Source organism: Pseudomonas sp. NPDC089530 (assembly GCF_050280705.1).
In the GTDB taxonomy this organism is placed as follows: domain Bacteria; phylum Pseudomonadota; class Gammaproteobacteria; order Pseudomonadales; family Pseudomonadaceae; genus Aquipseudomonas.
The window spans coordinates 19,707-37,428 of sequence record NZ_JBNNVU010000003.1 but is presented as its reverse complement, the minus strand read 5'-3'; the positions used below and the strand labels follow the sequence as shown (position 1 = coordinate 37,428).

At 61.0% G+C, this 17,722-nt stretch carries 18 protein-coding genes and 1 pseudogene; 15 read left to right on the top strand and 4 right to left on the bottom strand.

Annotation, left to right across the window (positions count from 1 at the left end; all coding sequences use genetic code 11):
- Positions 1-7: 7 nt before the first annotated feature.
- From ACQKQA_RS02085 to ACQKQA_RS02060, 6 genes are all read left to right on the top strand, one after another.
- Complete coding sequence (locus ACQKQA_RS02085; RefSeq protein WP_427552982.1) at positions 8-319, top strand: DUF2388 domain-containing protein; 312 nt, start codon at positions 8-10, stop codon at positions 317-319.
- Between the two features lie 140 nt (positions 320-459).
- Positions 460-720 carry a PAAR domain-containing protein gene (locus ACQKQA_RS02080; RefSeq protein ID WP_427552980.1) on the top strand — a complete coding sequence of 87 codons (261 nt, stop codon included), beginning with the start codon at positions 460-462 and terminating at the stop codon, positions 718-720.
- A 154-nt stretch (positions 721-874) separates the two neighbouring features.
- Entirely contained in the window at positions 875-2,599 is a 1,725-nt protein-coding gene (gene ggt, locus ACQKQA_RS02075) for a gamma-glutamyltransferase (RefSeq protein WP_427552978.1), read from the top strand.
- A gap of 204 nt (positions 2,600-2,803) precedes the next feature.
- Positions 2,804-3,154, top strand: a complete 351-nt coding sequence (locus ACQKQA_RS02070; protein ID WP_427552977.1) for a BON domain-containing protein — start codon at positions 2,804-2,806, stop codon at positions 3,152-3,154.
- 374 nt (positions 3,155-3,528) lie between these two features.
- The gene (locus ACQKQA_RS02065) at positions 3,529-4,452 is read left to right on the top strand and encodes a LysR family transcriptional regulator (protein WP_427552975.1); all 924 of its coding nucleotides are present in this window, start codon (positions 3,529-3,531) and stop codon (positions 4,450-4,452) included.
- A 118-nt stretch (positions 4,453-4,570) separates the two neighbouring features.
- Entirely contained in the window at positions 4,571-5,374 is an 804-nt protein-coding gene (locus ACQKQA_RS02060) for an alpha/beta fold hydrolase (protein WP_427552972.1), read from the top strand.
- A 371-nt stretch (positions 5,375-5,745) separates the two neighbouring features.
- Here ACQKQA_RS02060 and ACQKQA_RS02055 read toward each other — a convergent pair whose 3' ends face one another.
- The gene (locus tag ACQKQA_RS02055; protein ID WP_427553178.1) at positions 5,746-6,744 is read right to left on the bottom strand and encodes an acyltransferase family protein; all 999 of its coding nucleotides are present in this window, start codon (positions 6,742-6,744) and stop codon (positions 5,746-5,748) included.
- A gap of 262 nt (positions 6,745-7,006) precedes the next feature.
- Here ACQKQA_RS02055 and ACQKQA_RS02050 point away from each other — a divergent pair.
- Together ACQKQA_RS02050 and ACQKQA_RS02045 are read left to right on the top strand one after the other, a co-directional pair.
- A pseudogene (locus tag ACQKQA_RS02050) lies at positions 7,007-7,216 on the top strand (BON domain-containing protein); the annotation flags it as partial.
- A gap of 413 nt (positions 7,217-7,629) precedes the next feature.
- Positions 7,630-7,908: a DUF3077 domain-containing protein gene (locus tag ACQKQA_RS02045; protein WP_427552970.1), complete on the top strand. Its 279-nt coding sequence runs from the start codon at positions 7,630-7,632 to the stop codon at positions 7,906-7,908.
- Positions 7,909-8,025: 117 nt separating this feature from the next.
- On the opposite strand, the gene ACQKQA_RS02040 is transcribed toward ACQKQA_RS02045, so the two are convergent.
- A complete protein-coding gene (locus tag ACQKQA_RS02040; protein WP_427552968.1) occupies positions 8,026-8,865 on the bottom strand; it encodes a DUF6602 domain-containing protein in 840 nt (279 codons plus the stop codon).
- A 512-nt stretch (positions 8,866-9,377) separates the two neighbouring features.
- On the opposite strand from ACQKQA_RS02040, the gene ACQKQA_RS02035 reads away from it, so the two are divergent.
- The 3 genes from ACQKQA_RS02035 (at position 9,378) to ACQKQA_RS02025 (ending at position 11,453) form a co-directional block, all read left to right on the top strand.
- Complete coding sequence (locus ACQKQA_RS02035) at positions 9,378-10,568, top strand: S-type pyocin domain-containing protein (protein WP_427552966.1); 1,191 nt, start codon at positions 9,378-9,380, stop codon at positions 10,566-10,568.
- 10 nt (positions 10,569-10,578) lie between these two features.
- The gene (locus tag ACQKQA_RS02030; RefSeq protein WP_427552964.1) at positions 10,579-10,935 is read left to right on the top strand and encodes a DUF6572 domain-containing protein; all 357 of its coding nucleotides are present in this window, start codon (positions 10,579-10,581) and stop codon (positions 10,933-10,935) included.
- A 101-nt stretch (positions 10,936-11,036) separates the two neighbouring features.
- Positions 11,037-11,453, top strand: coding sequence for a hypothetical protein (locus ACQKQA_RS02025; RefSeq protein WP_427552962.1), 417 nt, complete (start codon positions 11,037-11,039; stop codon positions 11,451-11,453).
- A 71-nt stretch (positions 11,454-11,524) separates the two neighbouring features.
- Here the strand turns inward: ACQKQA_RS02025 and ACQKQA_RS02020 are convergent, their stop codons facing one another.
- Both ACQKQA_RS02020 and ACQKQA_RS02015 read right to left on the bottom strand, forming a co-directional pair.
- The gene (locus ACQKQA_RS02020; RefSeq protein WP_427552960.1) at positions 11,525-12,787 is read right to left on the bottom strand and encodes an OprD family porin; all 1,263 of its coding nucleotides are present in this window, start codon (positions 12,785-12,787) and stop codon (positions 11,525-11,527) included.
- Between the two features lie 174 nt (positions 12,788-12,961).
- Positions 12,962-13,855 carry a LysR family transcriptional regulator gene (locus ACQKQA_RS02015; RefSeq protein ID WP_427552958.1) on the bottom strand — a complete coding sequence of 298 codons (894 nt, stop codon included), beginning with the start codon at positions 13,853-13,855 and terminating at the stop codon, positions 12,962-12,964.
- Positions 13,856-13,980: 125 nt separating this feature from the next.
- Between ACQKQA_RS02015 and ACQKQA_RS02010 the strand changes: the two genes are divergently transcribed.
- From ACQKQA_RS02010 to ACQKQA_RS01995, 4 genes are all read left to right on the top strand, one after another.
- Positions 13,981-15,108 carry a muconate cycloisomerase family protein gene (locus ACQKQA_RS02010; protein ID WP_427553176.1) on the top strand — a complete coding sequence of 376 codons (1,128 nt, stop codon included), beginning with the start codon at positions 13,981-13,983 and terminating at the stop codon, positions 15,106-15,108.
- A 31-nt stretch (positions 15,109-15,139) separates the two neighbouring features.
- Positions 15,140-15,430, top strand: a complete 291-nt coding sequence (gene catC / locus ACQKQA_RS02005) for a muconolactone Delta-isomerase (RefSeq protein WP_427552956.1) — start codon at positions 15,140-15,142, stop codon at positions 15,428-15,430.
- A gap of 51 nt (positions 15,431-15,481) precedes the next feature.
- Positions 15,482-16,411 (top strand): catechol 1,2-dioxygenase, encoded by a 930-nt coding sequence (gene catA / locus ACQKQA_RS02000; protein WP_427552954.1) that lies wholly within the window; start codon positions 15,482-15,484, stop codon positions 16,409-16,411.
- 161 nt (positions 16,412-16,572) lie between these two features.
- Complete coding sequence (locus ACQKQA_RS01995) at positions 16,573-17,529, top strand: AraC family transcriptional regulator (RefSeq protein WP_427552952.1); 957 nt, start codon at positions 16,573-16,575, stop codon at positions 17,527-17,529.
- Positions 17,530-17,722 lie beyond the last annotated feature (193 nt).

The following is a 17,722-nucleotide window of genomic DNA, read 5'->3' as shown; positions in this document are numbered from 1 at the left end:
TTTGATCATGGCGTTTTTTGCCGAAACGTGTCGAGCCGACTGGGATGAGTTTTCAGCAGACCTGATAAGAATACCGGCTTGCGCTACCTATCTTTCGGTGCTCGGGACCATTGGCAGTAGCGTGTTCACCAGCGATGACCTCCCTGCGCTATTCAGCAAGTACGGCTATGCCAAAGAGGACGCGGCAGCGTTTATTGCCTCTGAAGGAAATATTCACGGGGTCCAGTTGGAGCGTGCTTGGCGTCGTTATCTGGTCAGCGATCATGAGCCTAAGCTCCAGCTGAGTGCTTTCGCCGAAGGGGTACTGGTACTGAACTAGCAGACGGTACTTCCGAGTGTTTTTTATTACAGGAGGTGGTTTGCCTCCCCATGCCCTTCACGCCTGAGCACTTATCCGTCGGTGGGCACAATGCCCGCCGAGGAAGATGTATTTGGTAGTACAACGGAAAAGGAGCAGATATGGACATCATCCGACTTGGCGATTCCACCAGTCACGGCGGTACTGTCATCGAAGCGTTCAACCAGACCGATTTGAACGGCAAACCCATGGCCGGCGTCGGGCACAAGGTCACATGCCCTTTATGCAAAGGCGTGTTTCCGATTGCCGAGGGCAGCGCCTTGCTGGACGTCGGCGGTGTTCCCGTGGCGTTGCATGGAATGAAAACCGCCTGCGGGGCCAGCCTGATCGCCAGCGGTCCTCAGGGAAGCGCCGGGAGTTAGCTTGCGTGGAAGGTGTCAGGCCTGCCCCGGGATCGGTTGGCTACTAGCACCTTCTACCACTCAGCGGCTCATGGGCGCCGAAACTGTCCTACAGTTTCTGGGGTGTCGCCAGTCGGCACGACGCCTCCCTCCCTAACCACAAGAGAGCCGCCCCATGACAGTCAAGCCCCTGGTCACGTCGCTTATCGCGACCGTCTTCGCCGTTGGTTACGCCTGTGCCCAAGCCGCTTCGCAAGCCCCGGTCGCCGCCGAGAACGGCATGGTGGTCACCGCCCAGCATCTGGCCACCCGTATCGGCGTCGATGTACTGAAGGACGGCGGCAATGCCGTCGATGCCGCGGTCGCGGTCGGTTATGCCCTAGCGGTGGTCTACCCCGCGGCCGGCAATATCGGCGGTGGCGGTTTCATGACCATCCAGCTGGCCGATGGCCGCAAAACCTTCCTCGACTTTCGCGAGAAGGCGCCGCTGGCGGCCACCGCGAACATGTACCTGGACAAGGACGGCAATGTGGTGCCGGACCTGAGCACCAAGGGGCATCTGGCCGTCGGCGTCCCGGGGACGGTGTCGGGGATGGAACTGGCGCTGACTAAATACGGCACCATGAAGCGCGCCGACCTGATCGCCCCTGCCATCAAGTACGCCGAGGATGGCTTCGCCCTGGAGCAGGGCGATGTCGACCTGCTCGAGACCGCCACCGAGCAGTTCAAGCAGGACCATGATGCGAGCACGATCTTCCTGCACAACGGCCAGCCGCTACAGGTGGGCCAGAAACTGGTGCAGAAGGACCTGGCCAAGACCCTGCGGGAAATCTCCGGCAAGGGCGCCGACGGCTTCTATAAGGGCTGGGTGGCCCAGGCCATCGTCGATTCGAGCAAGGCCGGCAAGGGCATCATCACCCAGGCCGACCTGGACAAATACCGGACCCGCGAACTGGCGCCGATCGAGTGCGACTACCGCGGCTACCACGTGGTCTCTGCGCCGCCGCCCAGCTCGGGCGGGGTGATCATCTGCGAGATCATGAACATCCTCGAAGGCTACCCGATGCCGGAGCTGGGCTATCACTCGGCCCAGGGCCTGCATTACCAGATCGAGGCCATGCGCCACGCCTATGTCGACCGCAACAGCTACCTGGGCGACCCGGATTTCGTCAAGAACCCGGTCAGCCACCTGCTGGACAAGGCTTACGCGACCAAACTGCGGGCCGCCATCGACCCGCAGAAGGCCGGGGTTTCCCGGGATCTCAAGCCCGGGGTGGCGCCCCACGAGGGCAGCAACACCACCCATTACTCGATCGTCGACCAGTGGGGTAACGCGGTGTCGGTGACCTACACCCTGAACGACTGGTTCGGCGCCGGGGTCATGGCCAGCAAGACCGGGATCATCCTCAACGACGAAATGGACGACTTCACCGCCAAGGTCGGCGTACCCAACATGTACGGCCTGGTGCAGGGCGAGGCCAACGCCATCGCTCCCGGCAAGGCGCCGCTGTCCTCGATGAGCCCGACCATCGTCACCAAGGACGGCAAGACCGTGATGGTGCTCGGCACGCCGGGCGGCAGCCGGATCATCACCGCGACCCTGCTGACCATGCTCAATGTGATCGACTACGGCATGAACATCCAGGAAGCGGTGGACGCGCCGCGCTTCCATCAACAGTGGCTGCCCGAGGAGACCAACCTCGAAGCCTTCGCCGTCAGCCCGGACACCCGGAAAATCCTCGAAGGCTGGGGCCACAAGTTCATCGGCCCGCAGGACCCCAACCACCTGGCGGCGATCCTGGTCGGGGCGCCGGCGCTGGGCGGCAAGCCGGTGGGCAAGAACCGCTTCTATGGCGCCAACGACCCACGGCGCAACACCGGGCTGGCATTGGGTTATTAAGGCCGGCATGCCCCGGTCGCCATCGGGCGGCCGGGGCCTGGGCGCAACGAGGCCGGGCAGTGGCCGAACTATAATTACCCTGTGTCCCTGTTTGCCTGGCGAGTACCGCCGAACCCGTCAGCTACCCAGCACATCCGCCGGCCAGGCAGAGGGCGGCAGCCCAGGGGACGCAATGCCCAGCTGATTACGCGAGAGGGTCCCGCCATGAAACTTCATTCCTTCCAGCATTACTCCCATGGTCTGGAAACGGTCATGCACGACGCGTGGATCACCACCAAGGTGAGGTCGGCCCTGACCTTCGCCGAGTCGACCCGCGGCCTGCCTATCCACGTCAAGACCCATGCCGGCCTGGTCGCCCTGAGCGGCCGGCTCGCCACCCACAAACAATGCGAACAGGCCGTCAGCCTGACCCGTGGGGTGCATGGCGTGGTCGACATCGATGCCAGCGACCTGCAGACCCATATGTTCACCCCGGGCAGCCTGCCCGAAGCGCCCAGCGCCGAAGAGGACACGGAATACGGGGCGCAGTCGTCGACGAAGAAGGACGATCAATAACCAGCAAGTTGCCACTCGATGTTTCTGCAACGCTGCAACGCCTTCCTGCGGGGAGGCGTTTTTTTGTCCGGGGGAAAGGGCGCGGCGCCTTGCAGCTTCTGGGCTCGGGGCTGCTCCTTGTCCGTCGTTCTGGATCCGGCGGGGCTTGGGATTGCGAGTGGCGCGGCGCTCACGCTATCGTGGCGCAGGCCGCGCGGGGCGCGGTGAAGAGACGCCGCTGCAGTAAAATCCCCAGCATTTGCTGCGACCCCAAGGCTTCACGAAACGCTCCTGTCCACACGCCGGCACCCTGGTCTTTGTCGTGTGCGTCAGCGGTCCCGAGGGCTGTAGGCAGGCGCCGTGTTCCGAATGATCAACGAAGAGGCCAATACCGCATGAAGCCCCTGGATCTGACACGTTTCGATCTCAACCTTCTGGTTGTACTTGAGGCGCTTTGGGTCGAAAGGCACGTTGGCCGGGCGGCCGAGCGCTTGCATCTGTCCCAGTCGGCGACCAGCCATGCCTTATCGAGGCTGCGTACCGCCTTCGCCGATCAACTGTTCATCCGCAACCCCCGCGGGATCATGCCGACGCCGCTGACCGTGGAACTGATGCCGCGCGTGGCAGCGGTGCTCGAATCGGTCCGGCTCGTCGCCAGTCCACGGGGGCCGTTCGATCCGGCTCGTCTGCAAGCGACGCTGTCGGTGGCGGCTACCGATCATGCCGTGCTGACCGTTATCGCCCCGGCCCTGGAGCGGATCCAGGCCGCCGCGCCGGGCGTGGTGCTGAAGCTCAGGCCGGCCGATAGCGAGTCCGCCCTGCGCCTGCTGGACGCCGGCGAGCTCGACATCGTGCTCGGCTCGGGCTCCTTTGCCCAGATTCCGCAGCGCTTCGATTGCCGGCGGGTGCATCAGGAACGTTTCGTCGGCATCGCGCGCAAGGGCCACCCGGCCCTGGTCAAGCGTGGCAAACAACTGCATATGGAACTGGATGACTTCGCCCGCGTCCCGCACATCCTGGTCTCGCCGCGCGGCGATACGCGGGGCGTTGTCGACGAGGCGCTGGAAAGCCTCGGGCGTAGCCGCACCGTGAGCGTCACCTGCCCGAGCTTCCTGGCGGTGCCGTTCATGGTCGGCACTTCGCAGTCGATTGCCGTGGTGGCCGAGCGGGTCGCATTGCAGCTGCGGGACGCCGCGCAATTGAGCCTGTTCGAACTGCCCCTGGCACTGCCCACCTGGGAGGTCCTCGTTATCCGGGCCCGCGGGCGCGCCAACGAGCCCGCCGTCGAGTGGATCACCCACCTGCTGATCGCCGACTGAAGAGCGGCGCGGGATCATCGATCCCGTGCATCGACAGGCTGCGTAAAGGCCATTGGATCGTCTGCCGCAGTCCTCCTAGAGTCGGGTCGTCATCTGTGCCGCCCGCCAGGAGTACCCCATGCAAACAGCGCCCACCTTGGTCATGATCCCTTGCTTCGCCGGGGCCCCGTGGCAGTTGAACCAATTGACGCACCTGCAGAACTGCCCCATGCGCTCCCTGCGCCTGCCGGACGACGTCAGCGAGCTGGAAACCCTGGCCGACTTCATCGTCGATCAGGTGAAGGACCTTGCGCACTATGTGCTGGTGGGCGATTCGTACGGCGCGGTGGCCTCGCTCGCGGTGGCGACACGGCAACCCAAAGGCCTCGAGGGCCTGGTGCTCTCGGGCGGTTTCGCCAAAAGCCCGATCACCTCGCCCTTGCTCAAGACGCTGGCGGCACTTGCCCCCTTTTTTCCCGGGCCCTTTTACCGACAGACAACCCTGCGTATCCACGCCGCGCAATTGGCTTCGTCGTTCGACCAGGAGGGGGAGATCCCCTGGTCAAGCGCAAAGAGCCGAGCCTTTTTCGTCAAGGAAACGCCCCACAAAGCCTACGTCAACCGCATGCGCTCGATCGAGCAGGCGGACTATGCAGCCCTGCTGAAGCAGATCGACGTCCCCACGCTGATCCTGACGCCCCAGGAAGACAAACTGATCGGCGCAGACGCCGCGGGGATCCTCCTGAAGGGCATAAAGGGTTCGCAGGAAGTCATCCTGCCGCGCACCGGCCACATGTTCAGGTTCTCGCATCCTGGCGCCTACTCCCTCGAGATCCGCAAGTTCCTGGAGCGGGCATTGAACGGGGCAAGTCATCCTGGGCACCGGTTCAGGTTCTACTCAGCCAGTCTTTCCATTGCGGCGGGTGATCGAGAGGCGTTGTAACGGTGGGGCGTGGAACGTGTTGGCGCGGGCAAGTTGTGCGCGCCTTCGACCGTCGAATAAACAGGGCAAAGAGCTGCAAAAATACCACTCGATATTTCGATAAAACTGAAACGCCTTCCTGTGGGGAGGCGTTTTTTTTGCTGGGTCGAAAGGGGATGGCGCAGTGGATGCGGGCCGGGAGGGCATACCGATAGGGGCAGGCGAGTGGTCAGGCGTTTGAGGGGCAGGGCATGGACATAAACGGCGACGGTTTAGCGGTTGTTCCTGGGCGGCCACACACCTGGTCTGACCCTGTCGCTGCAAAATCAGCGATCGGGTCTGATGCTCCCAAACATCATCGACATAGGCGGCCACTCGAACCACCACCCCCACTAAGCCGCTCTTTCGCCTCCCTGCACTTGTCGCATTCCAAACTTCGCACTGGCCCGAAGCGCATGCCGAAGCTTCAAGGCCGGCCGTTCGACGCAGTAGTACGAAACGCCGCTCAGGAAGCACGACAGAACCAGCACCGTTGCAACGATGTACCCATCGTAGGCAACCGGCCAGAAAGCGCGCAGGAAGTACATCACCACAAAGTGATTCAGGAAAACGCCGTAGCTGATGTTCCCGAGGAACTCGTCGACCCGGTGAAACTTGAGTTTCGTCAGCCAGTACACGGCGGGTATGCCCAACGCAATGCCAGCAGTCACCTCGGCATTGAACGGCCGGCGCTCGATCAACCCCGTCATGATCGCCACAAAAACCAATGCCGCCACCACGGCGGTGCCCGCAGCGATCGCTAAACCCTTCGCCCGAGGTTTGTACAGGTAGCTGCCGCACAGGAACATGAAGAGGACGCCCGGCAGCAAGCGGTAGCCGTACAGATCGGTATTGATGAAGCCAAGACATGCCGTCATGAACACGGCAACAGACAAGGCAAAAGCAACGCCACGCGCCCGGTAGATGATCAGGAAAGGGATCACCAGGTAGAAGCACATCTCCAGTCCAAGCGACCAGGCCGGCGGCAGGATCTCCTGCCCGGCGGCCCCAAACATGTAGAACCCGAGCGGCACCATAGGCAGGCTTGCGGCGATATTCCGCAGTGTCAACTCGGCCGCTTGAGGCGTACCGGGCAACAGGAAATAGATCACCACGCAGGAAACGATGAAGTAGAAAAGGAACTGAGGGTAAAGGCGCAAGACCCTGTCCACATAGAACAGGCCGACTTTTTCGGACACCTTGTAGTTGCGCTCGATCAGCGAGGTCATGACGAAACCGCTGATGATCAGGAAAGAAATCACGGCAACCACGCCGGGGTTTAGCCCCATGAACGTTTTGCCCATATGAGAAACAGCCACCAGAACGGCCAACAGCAGACGATAAGCTCCCACTGACACCCCCAAGCATCCTTGTAGTTATGGCGCGTAAATTACGGTGCTTTGCGTCGAGAGAACAGCTTTTCAGCCCCGGCCGTACTGGGTACGCGAGGCGGTCTAAGCCCCCCCACCCCCCGAACTATAATTAACAAGTGCCCCCATGCGCCCGGCGAGCACCGCTGTGCCCGTCCGTTACCCACCGCGCTCGCCCGCCAGGCAGAGGGCCGTCCAACCAATGGGACGGGACGCCCAGTTGATTAAGCGAGAGGGGCCCGCCATGAAACTGCATTCCTTCCAGCATTACTCCCATGGCCTGGAAACGGTCGTTCACGATGCCTGGCTCACCACCAAGGTGAGGTCGGCCCTGACCTTCGCCGAGTCGACCCGTGGTCTGCCTATCCATGTCAAAACCCATGCCGGCCTGGTCACCTTGAGCGGTCGGCTCGCCACCCACAAGCAATGTGAGCAGGCCGTCGGCCTGACCCGCGGGGCGCAGTCGTCGACGAAAAAGGACGACCAATAACCAGCAAGTTGCCACTCGATGTTTCTGCAACGCCTTCCTGCGGGGAGGCGTTTTTTGCCCGGGTGAAAGGGCGCGGCGCAGCGGATGCGGGCTTAGAGGGCGTACCGATGTTGGCAGGGGAAGAGCGAGGGTGTTTGCGGGGAAGGGGATGGACATAAACGGCGACGGTTTGGCGGTTGTTCCTTTGCGGCTGCAAACCTAGTCTCTATCCGTCGCTGCAAAAGCAGCGACCGGGCCTGATTACCCGATTCGATGCAGGCGCACAATATGGGAGCTTCAACCATGTACGCCCATAATCCGTCTGGATTTTGCTGCTTTTTGTCTCGCCTACCTCTACTCAAAAACGCCTGCTGCCTGAAAGTTGTAGGAGGTGCCCTATGAGCGCCCAAGCCTCCGTCAAAACCCTGGGCTTCGTCACCTTCGGTCACTGCGCCGATCCCGAACAACCTCTGTTCCGCGTCAACGCCGACGTACCCTTGCAGCAAGCGCTGGAACAGGCCTCGACCTTGCTGTACTACGCCAAGAAACTCGCGCTGGACGCAGCCATGGAAGAGCAGGGCGAGCGTTATGCCTGGGCCTCGCATTTTCTGGCGGAGATGGGGAAGGCGGTGATTGATGATGTGTGTTTGGGGTTGGGGGAAGGGACGGTGAGTTGATTTTGATTTAAGGCTTTATGGTGTGAACTATGTAAGAACGCCGCTTATCGTTGAGGGGATGAGTGGCGTTTTTTATTCTGTGGAATGCCGCTTTCGGCCAGATGCAGATTTGCTGCACTAGCTTTGGATGAGAGAGCTTCCGCCTAGGCGGCCCAAGTAGTCTGAAATCTCTGGATAAAAAAGCGTCTTGCTGGCCGTGATCATGAATACAAGCATTGCGAATGCTCTGATATGACAAACGCCGCCCTCAGTTGGTCGAAAGAGTTGATTCTTTAGATTAACGCCCGCCAGACTAGGATAAGGAAGAAATCCACCTTCGGAGGCATACGCTAAAACACCGTCCTCAATACTCAATATGAGATTGTGTTTATGCCTATGCTCAATTGAAAAGTCATACATTTCATCAATATCAGCCTCAAGGTTTGAGATGTCAAAATCGAGCTTCTGACATATAAGAATCGAGGGGACGAGATCGTTAGGGTTGTTGAGAGGGTCGAATGGCCCCGGTGTACCTTTACGAATGATCGTTGGATGAGAAATTCGCTCACTGAGCATCTTGATTTTCGCTAGCTTATTCAGTGCGTCAGCAAACTGTGACTTGCCAAGCGTCGATTTAACCTCACCTATACAGAAAATGGATTCAACTGGGAAAAATCTTTGGCGGTCACCCTCTACATATAATGGGGTCATGCTCGAGTCGAAGATTATGATGTCACACTGGGTGCTCACATCATTCATGCTCGTAATGACAAAACCAGTAGATAAGTCCAAACTTCTCGGTACTACAAATTTTAGAAAGTCGCGCACAATCGCTTCGCGAAAGGTGCCGTACTCACTAGTGTGGCGAAGCCGTTTGGTGATTTGGTCATAAAATACCTCTGTCGAGACGCTCGAGAAAGCAGATTTAAAGATATCAATCCTTTCTTTTAGGAGAGCGTTAAATACTTCACTTGCCATCTAAGTTCCCTTTTTCTTCAGAGTTGATCTTGAGCGTACTATGCTGAGGCTTGAGCCCGCTGATGGTCAATTGAACCGACAGTGCCTAACTGATTTAGCGAGAGGAACCCACTATGAAACTTCATTCCCTCCAGCACTACTCCTATGGCTTGGAAATGGCCGTTCACCCCTTCACAGTCGTCGAGGAAGATGGACAATAAGTGACCAAGGTGATCGTTTGAGTGCCGCACCGGGACATTTTTAAAAAACTTTTAGGATTTTGGCGGGTTGCTTCTGGTGTTTTCAGCTGGGTAGTCAGCGGCAAAGGCTTGCCGGGCGGACTGATCAGGCAACTCGAAAATTCGTTGCATGGGCCCGAGTGTATTGGAAGTCGATTGCGACTTGATGCGATGTGGATAGGAAATCGGAGCAGGGCAATCAAGACATGTCCTAAAGCCAGGGCTTGGGCATCTCGGTAACGTCATTCCGGCTGATTTCAGTCGGAATTCCCCATAGGCGGACAAGGACGTTGCATGAGCGGTTATGTACCCAACCCACCGAAAGGCTATCGCAATAAGGGTGTTGAACCGGTAGATATCGGCGCTCAACGCTGGGCAGAGTACAGAGACCTCCCGCCGAAACCAGACGTACCTCCCACCCCACGGGGTTATGTGTTTGCCAAGAGCTGCAACCTGCCTGACGGTGAAATCAATCACCGACAACCTGCTGGTTTTGTCCCCGTTGAGAGATTGGCCGACTACGGTTTGTGGGCGGTGCTTGGTACTGGAGCCGCGATTGCAGCCGAAGGCACCCCACTGCAATTGGTGGGCGGCTCGGTAGTCGGGGGAACCATTGCCAAACGGCTTGGCGGATCTCTGGCACTGAGTCTGTCAGCGGGGGTAGGCACTGCTGCTGCCCTGGGCACTCTTGTACTACTGATGCCGAACACCCGTCTTGCACCTGATAGCGCCTTCTACACAGCTGACCAGTACACGCAGCTTGATAGGGGCCGTACACGTGTCCGTATCAACGTGAAGACCTTGCCGGACGGCTCCGTTAACGCTTACGGGTTCTACACCGGCGGTAAAAAGGACTGGGAAACTGTCCCAGTTATCAAGGCAGCGAAGGAGGGTGAGCGGTACGTTGCGGGCATCGGTAACGGTATTGATCTTATTTGGACTCCGGCAGCAAACCCCGACGGTGTAATGGGTATTCCCGCACTGGAAGGCGTCCGTCCGTTGCCACCGGTGTGGGTATATCCACCCACAGCACAATCCGACACTGTGCTGGAGAATCCTGAACATCCTCCTGAATTCCAGGATGCAATTATCTGGTTCCCTGCGGAGGCTGGGCTTGAGCCAATCTACGTTGTACTCAGCACGCAGTTGGAGAAGAACAAGAAAAAGGGCAGGGATTTTGAGGACCTGTCTTATGAAGAATTCAGCAACTCCAAGCCTGAAAGCGTTCGGGAAGTTACGGTTAAAACCAACGGTGGCGTTCGCACACGTATTGATATGATGGGGCGTGATGCTGACGGCAAAATTTCTTGTGTCGAGTGCAAGTCTTCACAGACTGCCCCGCTGACTCGCAATCAGAAGCTTGGCTTTCCAGAGATAGAGAAAACCGGGGCAACTGTTGTCGGCAAAGGTAAACCCAGTTTTCCCGCAGGCACCATCATTCCACCCACCCGAGTCGAAATTCTTCGGCCTGATCCGACCCTCTGAGAGAGTAGACATGTCCATCACTGAGACAAAAGTCGTCGATATCATTGCAGTACCAGAGTGGGAGCCCGAAAACGTGATTCTGGTCATTACCGATCATCTCGAATGGGGCGACAAAGCCGAGCAGGGCGGACACCTGTTATTGCTGCAAGAGAAAATCAACACTTACGTTGCCTTCATTGAAAGTGGCGAGATTCTAGAAAGCTACCCACCCTCCAAGGGCAAATCGCCCGTTATCCGTATTCACGGCCTGTACGAGTTGCCAGAGCAAGCCGAGTTCTTCATCGACCGCGTTACGGAAGTGCTGGAGGAAGTGGGGATCGGGCTGGAGTTCGTGCTTAAAGCGGACTCAGTAATACGCAACAGGTGACCGGGCAGCCTTGATCGGTGTCCGGCCCCTCGGCTCTGTTCACGGCAGAGGCAACGCGCCTCCATGGCATCACGGGTGAAGACCCATTGGGAACTGAAAGGATGAAACGGATTTTAGCGGTAGGGCTTTTGATGGCGGGCAATCTGGGAAGCGTTGCTTATGCTGAGGTCGATATCGCAGCAGCCCGGCAGTCGTTGAAGAACTACGGTCTTGGTTATTGCATCGTCAATCAGTTTAAAGATGCGTCCGATGTGAAGCGCGATATCGAGTCGGCTATTGGCGCCTATTCCTTCATGGGCAGTGGTATGCACAGCATTCTTCAGAATGAAGACACCCTGGAAACGCTGCATAACCCTTATGACGCAACGACGGATTTTGTGTTTTCCAGGTATGAGAAAACCCAAGCCGCCAGCAAGCATACGGACAAGAAAGTCGTGTTTTATGCCTGTCTCGCTATCTATAACTCCAAGGCGTTCGACGATTTCATCAAGACGCAGGACAAGTACATTTCCAAATGAAGGGGGACAGTTACTAATCCGGTTCTCTCAGGCGCGAGCGCGATATCCCCTATCGCGCTCGCAGCAACTCCCTAAAACAACTTCCAGCTATAACTCAGCAACAACCGGTTCTCATTGATATCGGTCCGATAGTTAGACCGCGCCATCACATTCCGCACCTTGATCCCCAACCCGCCCAGCGGCCCGGACTGGATCACATAACCCAGGTCCAGGTCGCGCTCCCAGTCCTTGCCCTCATAACCCTTGCCCGTGTCGACATTGTCGCCGCGGATGTAGCGCACGGTGCTGGTCAGGCCGGGGAGGCCGCTGGCGGCGAAGTCGTAGTCGTAGCGCAGTTGCCAGGAGCGTTCGTCGGTGTAGGCGAATTCGTAGGTGGGGACTTCGTTGCCCAGCGGGGTGATGTTGGCGAAGACCCGGGGGAAGGCGCTGTCGCCGAACATGCCCTGGTAGCCGACGTAGAAGGTGTGGCCGCCGCGCTTGGCCGAGAGCAGGGAGAAGAAGGCCTGGTTGTCGATGGCACCGAGCAGCCGTTTGCCGTCTTCTTCGCTGTTGTAGTAGCCGAGGTTGGCGCCCAGTACCCAGTTGCCCATGGGCTGGCTGTGTTTCAGGCCGAGGAAGCGCTGGTGGTAGATGTCTTCCAGCTGGCCGTACCAGGCGCTGACCGTGGTGCGTTTGTCGTTGAAGGCGTAGTCGGCACCCAAGTAGTTGAAGGCGTCGCTGCTGACCGCGCGTTTCGGCACGTGGCCGAGCATGGCTTGCAGTTTGCTCTCGCCGGCCTCGTTGCGCAGGCTGGTGGAGCGCAGGTGGCCGCCTTGCAGGGTCAGGCCGTCGATGTCGTTGGAGACCAGGCTCGCGCCCTGATAGGACGGCGGCAGCAGGCGGATATCACTGAAGCTCAGCACCGGCAGGTTGGGTTGCAGCTCGCCCAGGCGCAGTTCGCTTTTCCCCAGGCGCAGTTTCAAGGCGGCGCCCAGGCGGCTGTAGTCGTCGGCGGCCTCGCCGTCGCTCTGCACCGGCAGCAGGCCGGTGTTGACCCGGCCCTTGCCGCTGTCGAGCTTGAGCCCCAGGGTGCCGATGGCATCCACGCCCACGCCGACGGTGCCGGGGGTGTAGCCGGACTTGAAGTTGAGGATGAAGCCCTGGGCCCATTCCTGGGCCATGGATTGCTCGGTGCCGCGGATATCCGAGTAGTCGCGGCTGAAGAAGTAGTTGCGGGCCTGGAGGGTGGCGGTGGCGTCCTTGATAAAACCGCCTTCTTCGGCCAACAGGGGAAGGGGCGCACTCAGGCACACCGCGCTGCTGGCCAGCACGGCGAGGGTCTTTGCAGGTTTCATTGCTTTTACTCTTATTGTTATGGAAAGCAGTTCACTGTCGCGCAGGCTAGGGGCGGGGGGAGTGCGGGCACTATCCGTTGCCTGCAGAGCTGTATCCCTTTTCTGCAGGCGCGCTTATGCACGTGTGGGGCGGCGCACCGAGGGCCGGCTGCGCCTCAGGGGGAGGGATGGACGTCAGGCCTCGGGATATTCCGCGCGCAACTGGTCGATCATCCGCAGGCAGTGGCTGAGCCCCGCGGACACATCGCCGACCCGGCGGCTGACGATGATCGGCGAGGTGGCGTTGGCTTCCAGCAGCGGGCTGAAGCCGATGTCGTCGCGGTGCAGCAATTGCACCGAGGCCGGCACCAGGGTGATGCCGATGCCGGCGCCCACCAGGCCGATGGCGGTCTGCAATTCGTTGGTCCACTGCACGACGCGGATGTTCAGGCCATGGGTGTTGAACAGCGCGATCACGTGGTCGGCATAGCTCGGCCGCGGGTTGCCGGGGTAGAGCACGAAGGGTTCGTCGGCCAGCTGCGCCAGGCTCACCGGCTGGCCGAGCAGCGGATGGCCGGCGGGCAGGGCGGCCACCAGGCGGTCCTCGGTCTGCACTTTCTGCACGATGGCCGGGTCGTCGATGCGAATGCGCCCGAAGCCGATGTCGATGCGTCCGGCCTTGAGCGCTTCCACCTGTTGCAGGGTGGTCATTTCCGACAGCCCCAGTTCCAGGGCCAGGGTCTCGTGGCTGCGCAGGCGGCGGATCAGTTCCGGCAGCAGGCCGTACAGGGTCGAGGGGGCGAAGCCGATGCCGAGCCAGGTCTTTTCGCCGTGGCCGATGCGCCGGGTGTTGTCGCAGACCTTGCCCAGCTGCTCCAGCAGCGCGCTGGAATGCTCGAAGAAAAACCGCCCGGCCTCGGTCAGGCGCAACGGCCGGCCGCGCTCTAGTAGCAACACCCCGAGTTCGTCTTCCAGTTGCTGGATCTGCCGGCTCAACGGCGGCTGGGCGATGTGCAGGCGCTCGGCGGCCTTGGTGAAGTTGAGGGTCTGGCCCAGCACCTGGAAGTAACGCAGATGACGCAGTTCCATAAGGCCTCCGCAGGCAAAGGTTGAATACCTTCAAGGTATCGAACCAGACCAATTCTATATTGGAACCCCGGAAAAAGCCGTACGAGAATCGGGTCCATAACGTCAAGAACCTGATGGGTATGGAAATGCTTTCAAGTGCCATTGAATCGATCGAAACGGTCATCGTCGATCTGCCGACCATCCGCCCGCACAAGCTGGCGATGCACACCATGCAGAACCAGACCCTGGTGCTGATCCGCCTGCGCTGTGCCGACGGCATCGAAGGCCTGGGCGAAGCCACCACCATTGGCGGCCTGGCCTATGGCAACGAAAGCCCGGACAGCATCAAGACCAATATCGACCGCTTCTTCGCGCCGCTGCTGCTCGGCCAGGACGGCGCCAATATCAACGCCGCCATGCAGCGCCTGGAGCGCAGCATCCGTGGCAACACCTTCGCCAAATCCGGGATCGAAAGCGCCTTGCTCGACGCCCAGGGCAAACGCCTGGGGCTGCCGGTCAGCGAGCTGCTGGGCGGCCGGGTGCGCGACGCCTTGCCGGTGGCCTGGACCCTGGCCAGCGGCGACACCGCCAAGGACATCGCCGAAGCCGAGAAGATGCTCGACCTGCGCCGCCACCGCATCTTCAAGCTGAAGATCGGCGCCGGCGAGGTGGACCGCGACCTGGCCCACGTGATCGCGATCAAGAAGGCCCTGGGCGACCGCGCCAGCGTGCGGGTCGACGTCAACCAGGCCTGGGACGAAGCGGTGGCGCTGCGCGCCTGCCGGGTGCTGGGCAGCAACGGCATTGACCTGATCGAGCAACCGATCTCGCGCAACAACCGCGCCGGCATGGTGCGCCTGAACGCTGTCAGTCCGGCGCCGATCATGGCCGACGAGTCCATCGAGTGCGTGGAGGACGCCTTCAACCTGGCCCGCGAAGGCGCGGCCTCGGTGTTCGCCCTGAAGATCGCCAAGAACGGCGGCCCGCGGGCGGTGCTGCGCACGGCGGCGATCGCCGAGGCGGCGGGCATCGGCCTGTACGGCGGCACCATGCTCGAAGGTGGCATCGGCACCCTGGCCTCGGCCCATGCCTTCCTGACCCTGGGCACCTTGAGCTGGGACACCGAGCTGTTCGGCCCACTGCTGCTGACCGAGGACATCCTCGCCGAGCCGCCGGTCTATCGCGATTTCCAGCTGCACGTACCGCGGACGCCGGGCCTCGGCCTGAGCCTGGACGAGGAACGCCTGGCGTTCTTCCGCCGCGACAAAGCCTGAACCGCCATTCATCCCGCATGAGGAGAGCACCATGCTGTTCCACGTCAAAATGACCGTGAACCTGCCGGTCGACATGAACCCCGAGCGCGCCGCCCAGCTCAAGGCCGACGAAAAAGCCCTGGCCCAGCGCCTGCAGGAGCAGGGCAAGTGGCGGCACCTGTGGCGCATCGCCGGCCTGTATGCCAACTACAGCGTGTTCGACGTCGACAGCGCGCAGGAACTGCACGACCTGCTGATGCAACTGCCGCTGTATCCCTACATGGCTATCGAAGTGAATGCGCTGTGCAGGCATCCTTCGTCCATTCGCGCGGATGACCGCTGAGCCTCTGGCAGCCCGCGCCACCCCCTAATAAATACAAGATGAGGAATAACCATGAACGTCCGAATTTCCCACACTGCCAGTGTCCAGAAGTTTCTCGAGGAGGCCAGCGGCCAGTTCAACGAACACGGCAACCCGCGGGCCAAGGCGCTGATCTATCGCATCCTGCGTGACTCGGTGAACATCATCGAAGACCTCGACGTGACCCCGGAAGAATTCTGGAAGGCGGTCAACTACCTCAACGTGCTCGGCGCCCGCCAGGAAGCCGGGTTGCTGGTGGCCGGCCTGGGCCTGGAGCACTACCTGGACCTGCTGATGGACGCCGCCGACGAACAGGCCGGCAAGACCGGCGGCACCCCACGGACCATCGAAGGCCCGCTGTACGTGGCCGGTGCGCCGCTGAGCCAGGGCGAAGCGCGCCTGGACGACGGCCGCGATCCGGGCGTGACCCTGTTCATGCAGGGCCAGGTACGCGACACCGCCGGCCAGCCGCTGGCCGGGGCCGTTGTCGACGTCTGGCACGCCAACACTGGCGGTACCTATTCCTACTTCGATACCGCGCAATCGGAGTTCAACCTGCGCCGCCGCATCGTCACCGATGCCGAAGGCCGCTACCGTTTCCGTAGCATCGTGCCGTCGGGCTACGGCTGCCCGCCGGACGGTCCGACCCAGCAGCTGCTCGACCAGTTGGGCCGCCACGGCCAGCGTCCGGCGCACATTCACTTCTTTATCTCGGCGGACGACCACCGCCACCTGACCACCCAGATCAACCTGGACGGCGACCAGTACCTGCACGACGATTTCGCCTACGCCACCCGCGACGAGCTGATCGCCAAGATCACCTTCAGCGAGGATCAGCAGCGCGCCGCGCAGTACGGCGTCAGCGGGCGCTTCGCCGAGATCGAGTTCGACTTCACCCTGCAGCCGTCCGCCCAGCCCGAGGAGCAACAGCGCCACGAGCGGGTGCGGGCGCTGGAGGTCTGACCGCCGGCGGACCCGCAGGCCGGGCCACGGGATACCCTTGCGGGTGTCCCGTGGCTTTCGCCGTTGTGCTGCAGGATGCGTTGCGTGATGTGCCAGCGGTGGCGAACGATCACCGCCCGATAATAACAATCCCAATAATTAGAACTGGGAGTGACCCGCTTATGGAAACGCTTCTGTTGAGTGAGCGCAGCAGGGTATTCGCCCAGGCCGATCCCTACGCTGTGTCCGGTTACGTCAACCAGCACGTGGGCAGCCACTGCATCCGCCTGCCCAAGGCCGGCAACCCCCAGGCCAGCCTCAATCACCGCTCGTTCGCCAGCCTCGACCTGTGCTCGATCAGCTACGGCGGCAGCGTGCGCGTCACCTCGCCGGCGCTGGAAACCATTTACCACCTGCAAGTGCTGCTGCGCGGCCATTGCCTGTGGCGCGGCCATGGCCAGGAACATTACTTCGCCCCCGGCGAGCTGCTGCTGATCAACCCCGACGATCCGGTGGACCTGACCTATTCCGACGACTGCGAGAAATTCATCATCAAGATGCCCACCGGCCTGCTGGAGTCGGTGTGCCAGGAGCAGCGCTGGCTGTATCCGGGGCAGGGCGTGCGCTTTCTGGAAAACCGCTACCAGCTGGACGAGCTGGAAGGCTTTATCCACCTGCTGAGCATGGTCTGCCGCGAGGCCGAGGCCGCCGAGCGCATGCCGCGGGTGCAGGAGCATTACGCGCAGATCGTGGTGAGCAAGATGCTCAGCCTGATGAAGACCAACGTGCGCCGCGCCGGGCTGGGGTCGTCGTCGGCCACCTTCGAGGCCATCGCCGACTACATCGAGCGCAACCTCAAGCAGGACATCGGCTGCGAAGAACTGGCGCAACAGGCGCGGATGAGCCTGCGTTCGCTGTACGCGCTGTTCGAGCGCAACGCCCGCACCACGCCCAAGCACTACATCCGGCAGAAGAAACTGGAGCGGGTCAACGCCTGCCTCAGCGACCCCAGCAGCCACGTGCGCAACGTCACCGAACTGGCCATGGATTTCGGCTTCCTGCACCTGGGGCGCTTCTCGGAAAGCTACCGCAAACAGTTCGGCGAATTGCCCTCCGACACCCTCAAGCGCCGGCACTGACCCGCGCTGCCTGCGGGCGCCACCGCCCGGATGGCCCCCGCTCTTGTAGCCGCTGCCGAGCCCCAGCGAGGCTGCGATCGGGCGCGTAGCGGCCGTAAAACCAGACACCTCGTTTTGCCTGGTCGACCGCGTTAGTCGGTTTACGGCTGCTGTGCAGCCGATCGCAGCCTCGCCAGGGCTCGGCAGCGGCTAC

Excerpts from the sequence above, each read along its gene's own strand:
- ACQKQA_RS02085 (WP_427552982.1), top strand. The coding sequence starts at position 8 with ATGGCGTTTTTTGCCGAAACGTGTCGAGCCGACTGGGATGAGTTTTCA.
- ACQKQA_RS02035 (WP_427552966.1), top strand. The coding sequence starts at position 9,378 with ATGAGCGGTTATGTACCCAACCCACCGAAAGGCTATCGCAATAAGGGT.
- ACQKQA_RS02045 (WP_427552970.1), top strand. The coding sequence starts at position 7,630 with ATGAGCGCCCAAGCCTCCGTCAAAACCCTGGGCTTCGTCACCTTCGGT.
- ACQKQA_RS02020 (WP_427552960.1), bottom strand. The coding sequence starts at position 12,787 with ATGAAACCTGCAAAGACCCTCGCCGTGCTGGCCAGCAGCGCGGTGTGC.
- ACQKQA_RS02010 (WP_427553176.1), top strand. The coding sequence starts at position 13,981 with ATGCTTTCAAGTGCCATTGAATCGATCGAAACGGTCATCGTCGATCTG.
- ACQKQA_RS02070 (WP_427552977.1), top strand. The coding sequence starts at position 2,804 with ATGAAACTTCATTCCTTCCAGCATTACTCCCATGGTCTGGAAACGGTC.
- ACQKQA_RS02025 (WP_427552962.1), top strand. The coding sequence starts at position 11,037 with ATGAAACGGATTTTAGCGGTAGGGCTTTTGATGGCGGGCAATCTGGGA.
- ACQKQA_RS01995 (WP_427552952.1), top strand. The coding sequence starts at position 16,573 with ATGGAAACGCTTCTGTTGAGTGAGCGCAGCAGGGTATTCGCCCAGGCC.
- catA (WP_427552954.1), top strand. The coding sequence starts at position 15,482 with ATGAACGTCCGAATTTCCCACACTGCCAGTGTCCAGAAGTTTCTCGAG.
- ACQKQA_RS02065 (WP_427552975.1), top strand. The coding sequence starts at position 3,529 with ATGAAGCCCCTGGATCTGACACGTTTCGATCTCAACCTTCTGGTTGTA.
- ACQKQA_RS02040 (WP_427552968.1), bottom strand. The coding sequence starts at position 8,865 with ATGGCAAGTGAAGTATTTAACGCTCTCCTAAAAGAAAGGATTGATATC.
- ACQKQA_RS02015 (WP_427552958.1), bottom strand. The coding sequence starts at position 13,855 with ATGGAACTGCGTCATCTGCGTTACTTCCAGGTGCTGGGCCAGACCCTC.
- catC (WP_427552956.1), top strand. The coding sequence starts at position 15,140 with ATGCTGTTCCACGTCAAAATGACCGTGAACCTGCCGGTCGACATGAAC.
- ACQKQA_RS02080 (WP_427552980.1), top strand. The coding sequence starts at position 460 with ATGGACATCATCCGACTTGGCGATTCCACCAGTCACGGCGGTACTGTC.
- ggt (WP_427552978.1), top strand. The coding sequence starts at position 875 with ATGACAGTCAAGCCCCTGGTCACGTCGCTTATCGCGACCGTCTTCGCC.
- ACQKQA_RS02030 (WP_427552964.1), top strand. The coding sequence starts at position 10,579 with ATGTCCATCACTGAGACAAAAGTCGTCGATATCATTGCAGTACCAGAG.
- ACQKQA_RS02060 (WP_427552972.1), top strand. The coding sequence starts at position 4,571 with ATGCAAACAGCGCCCACCTTGGTCATGATCCCTTGCTTCGCCGGGGCC.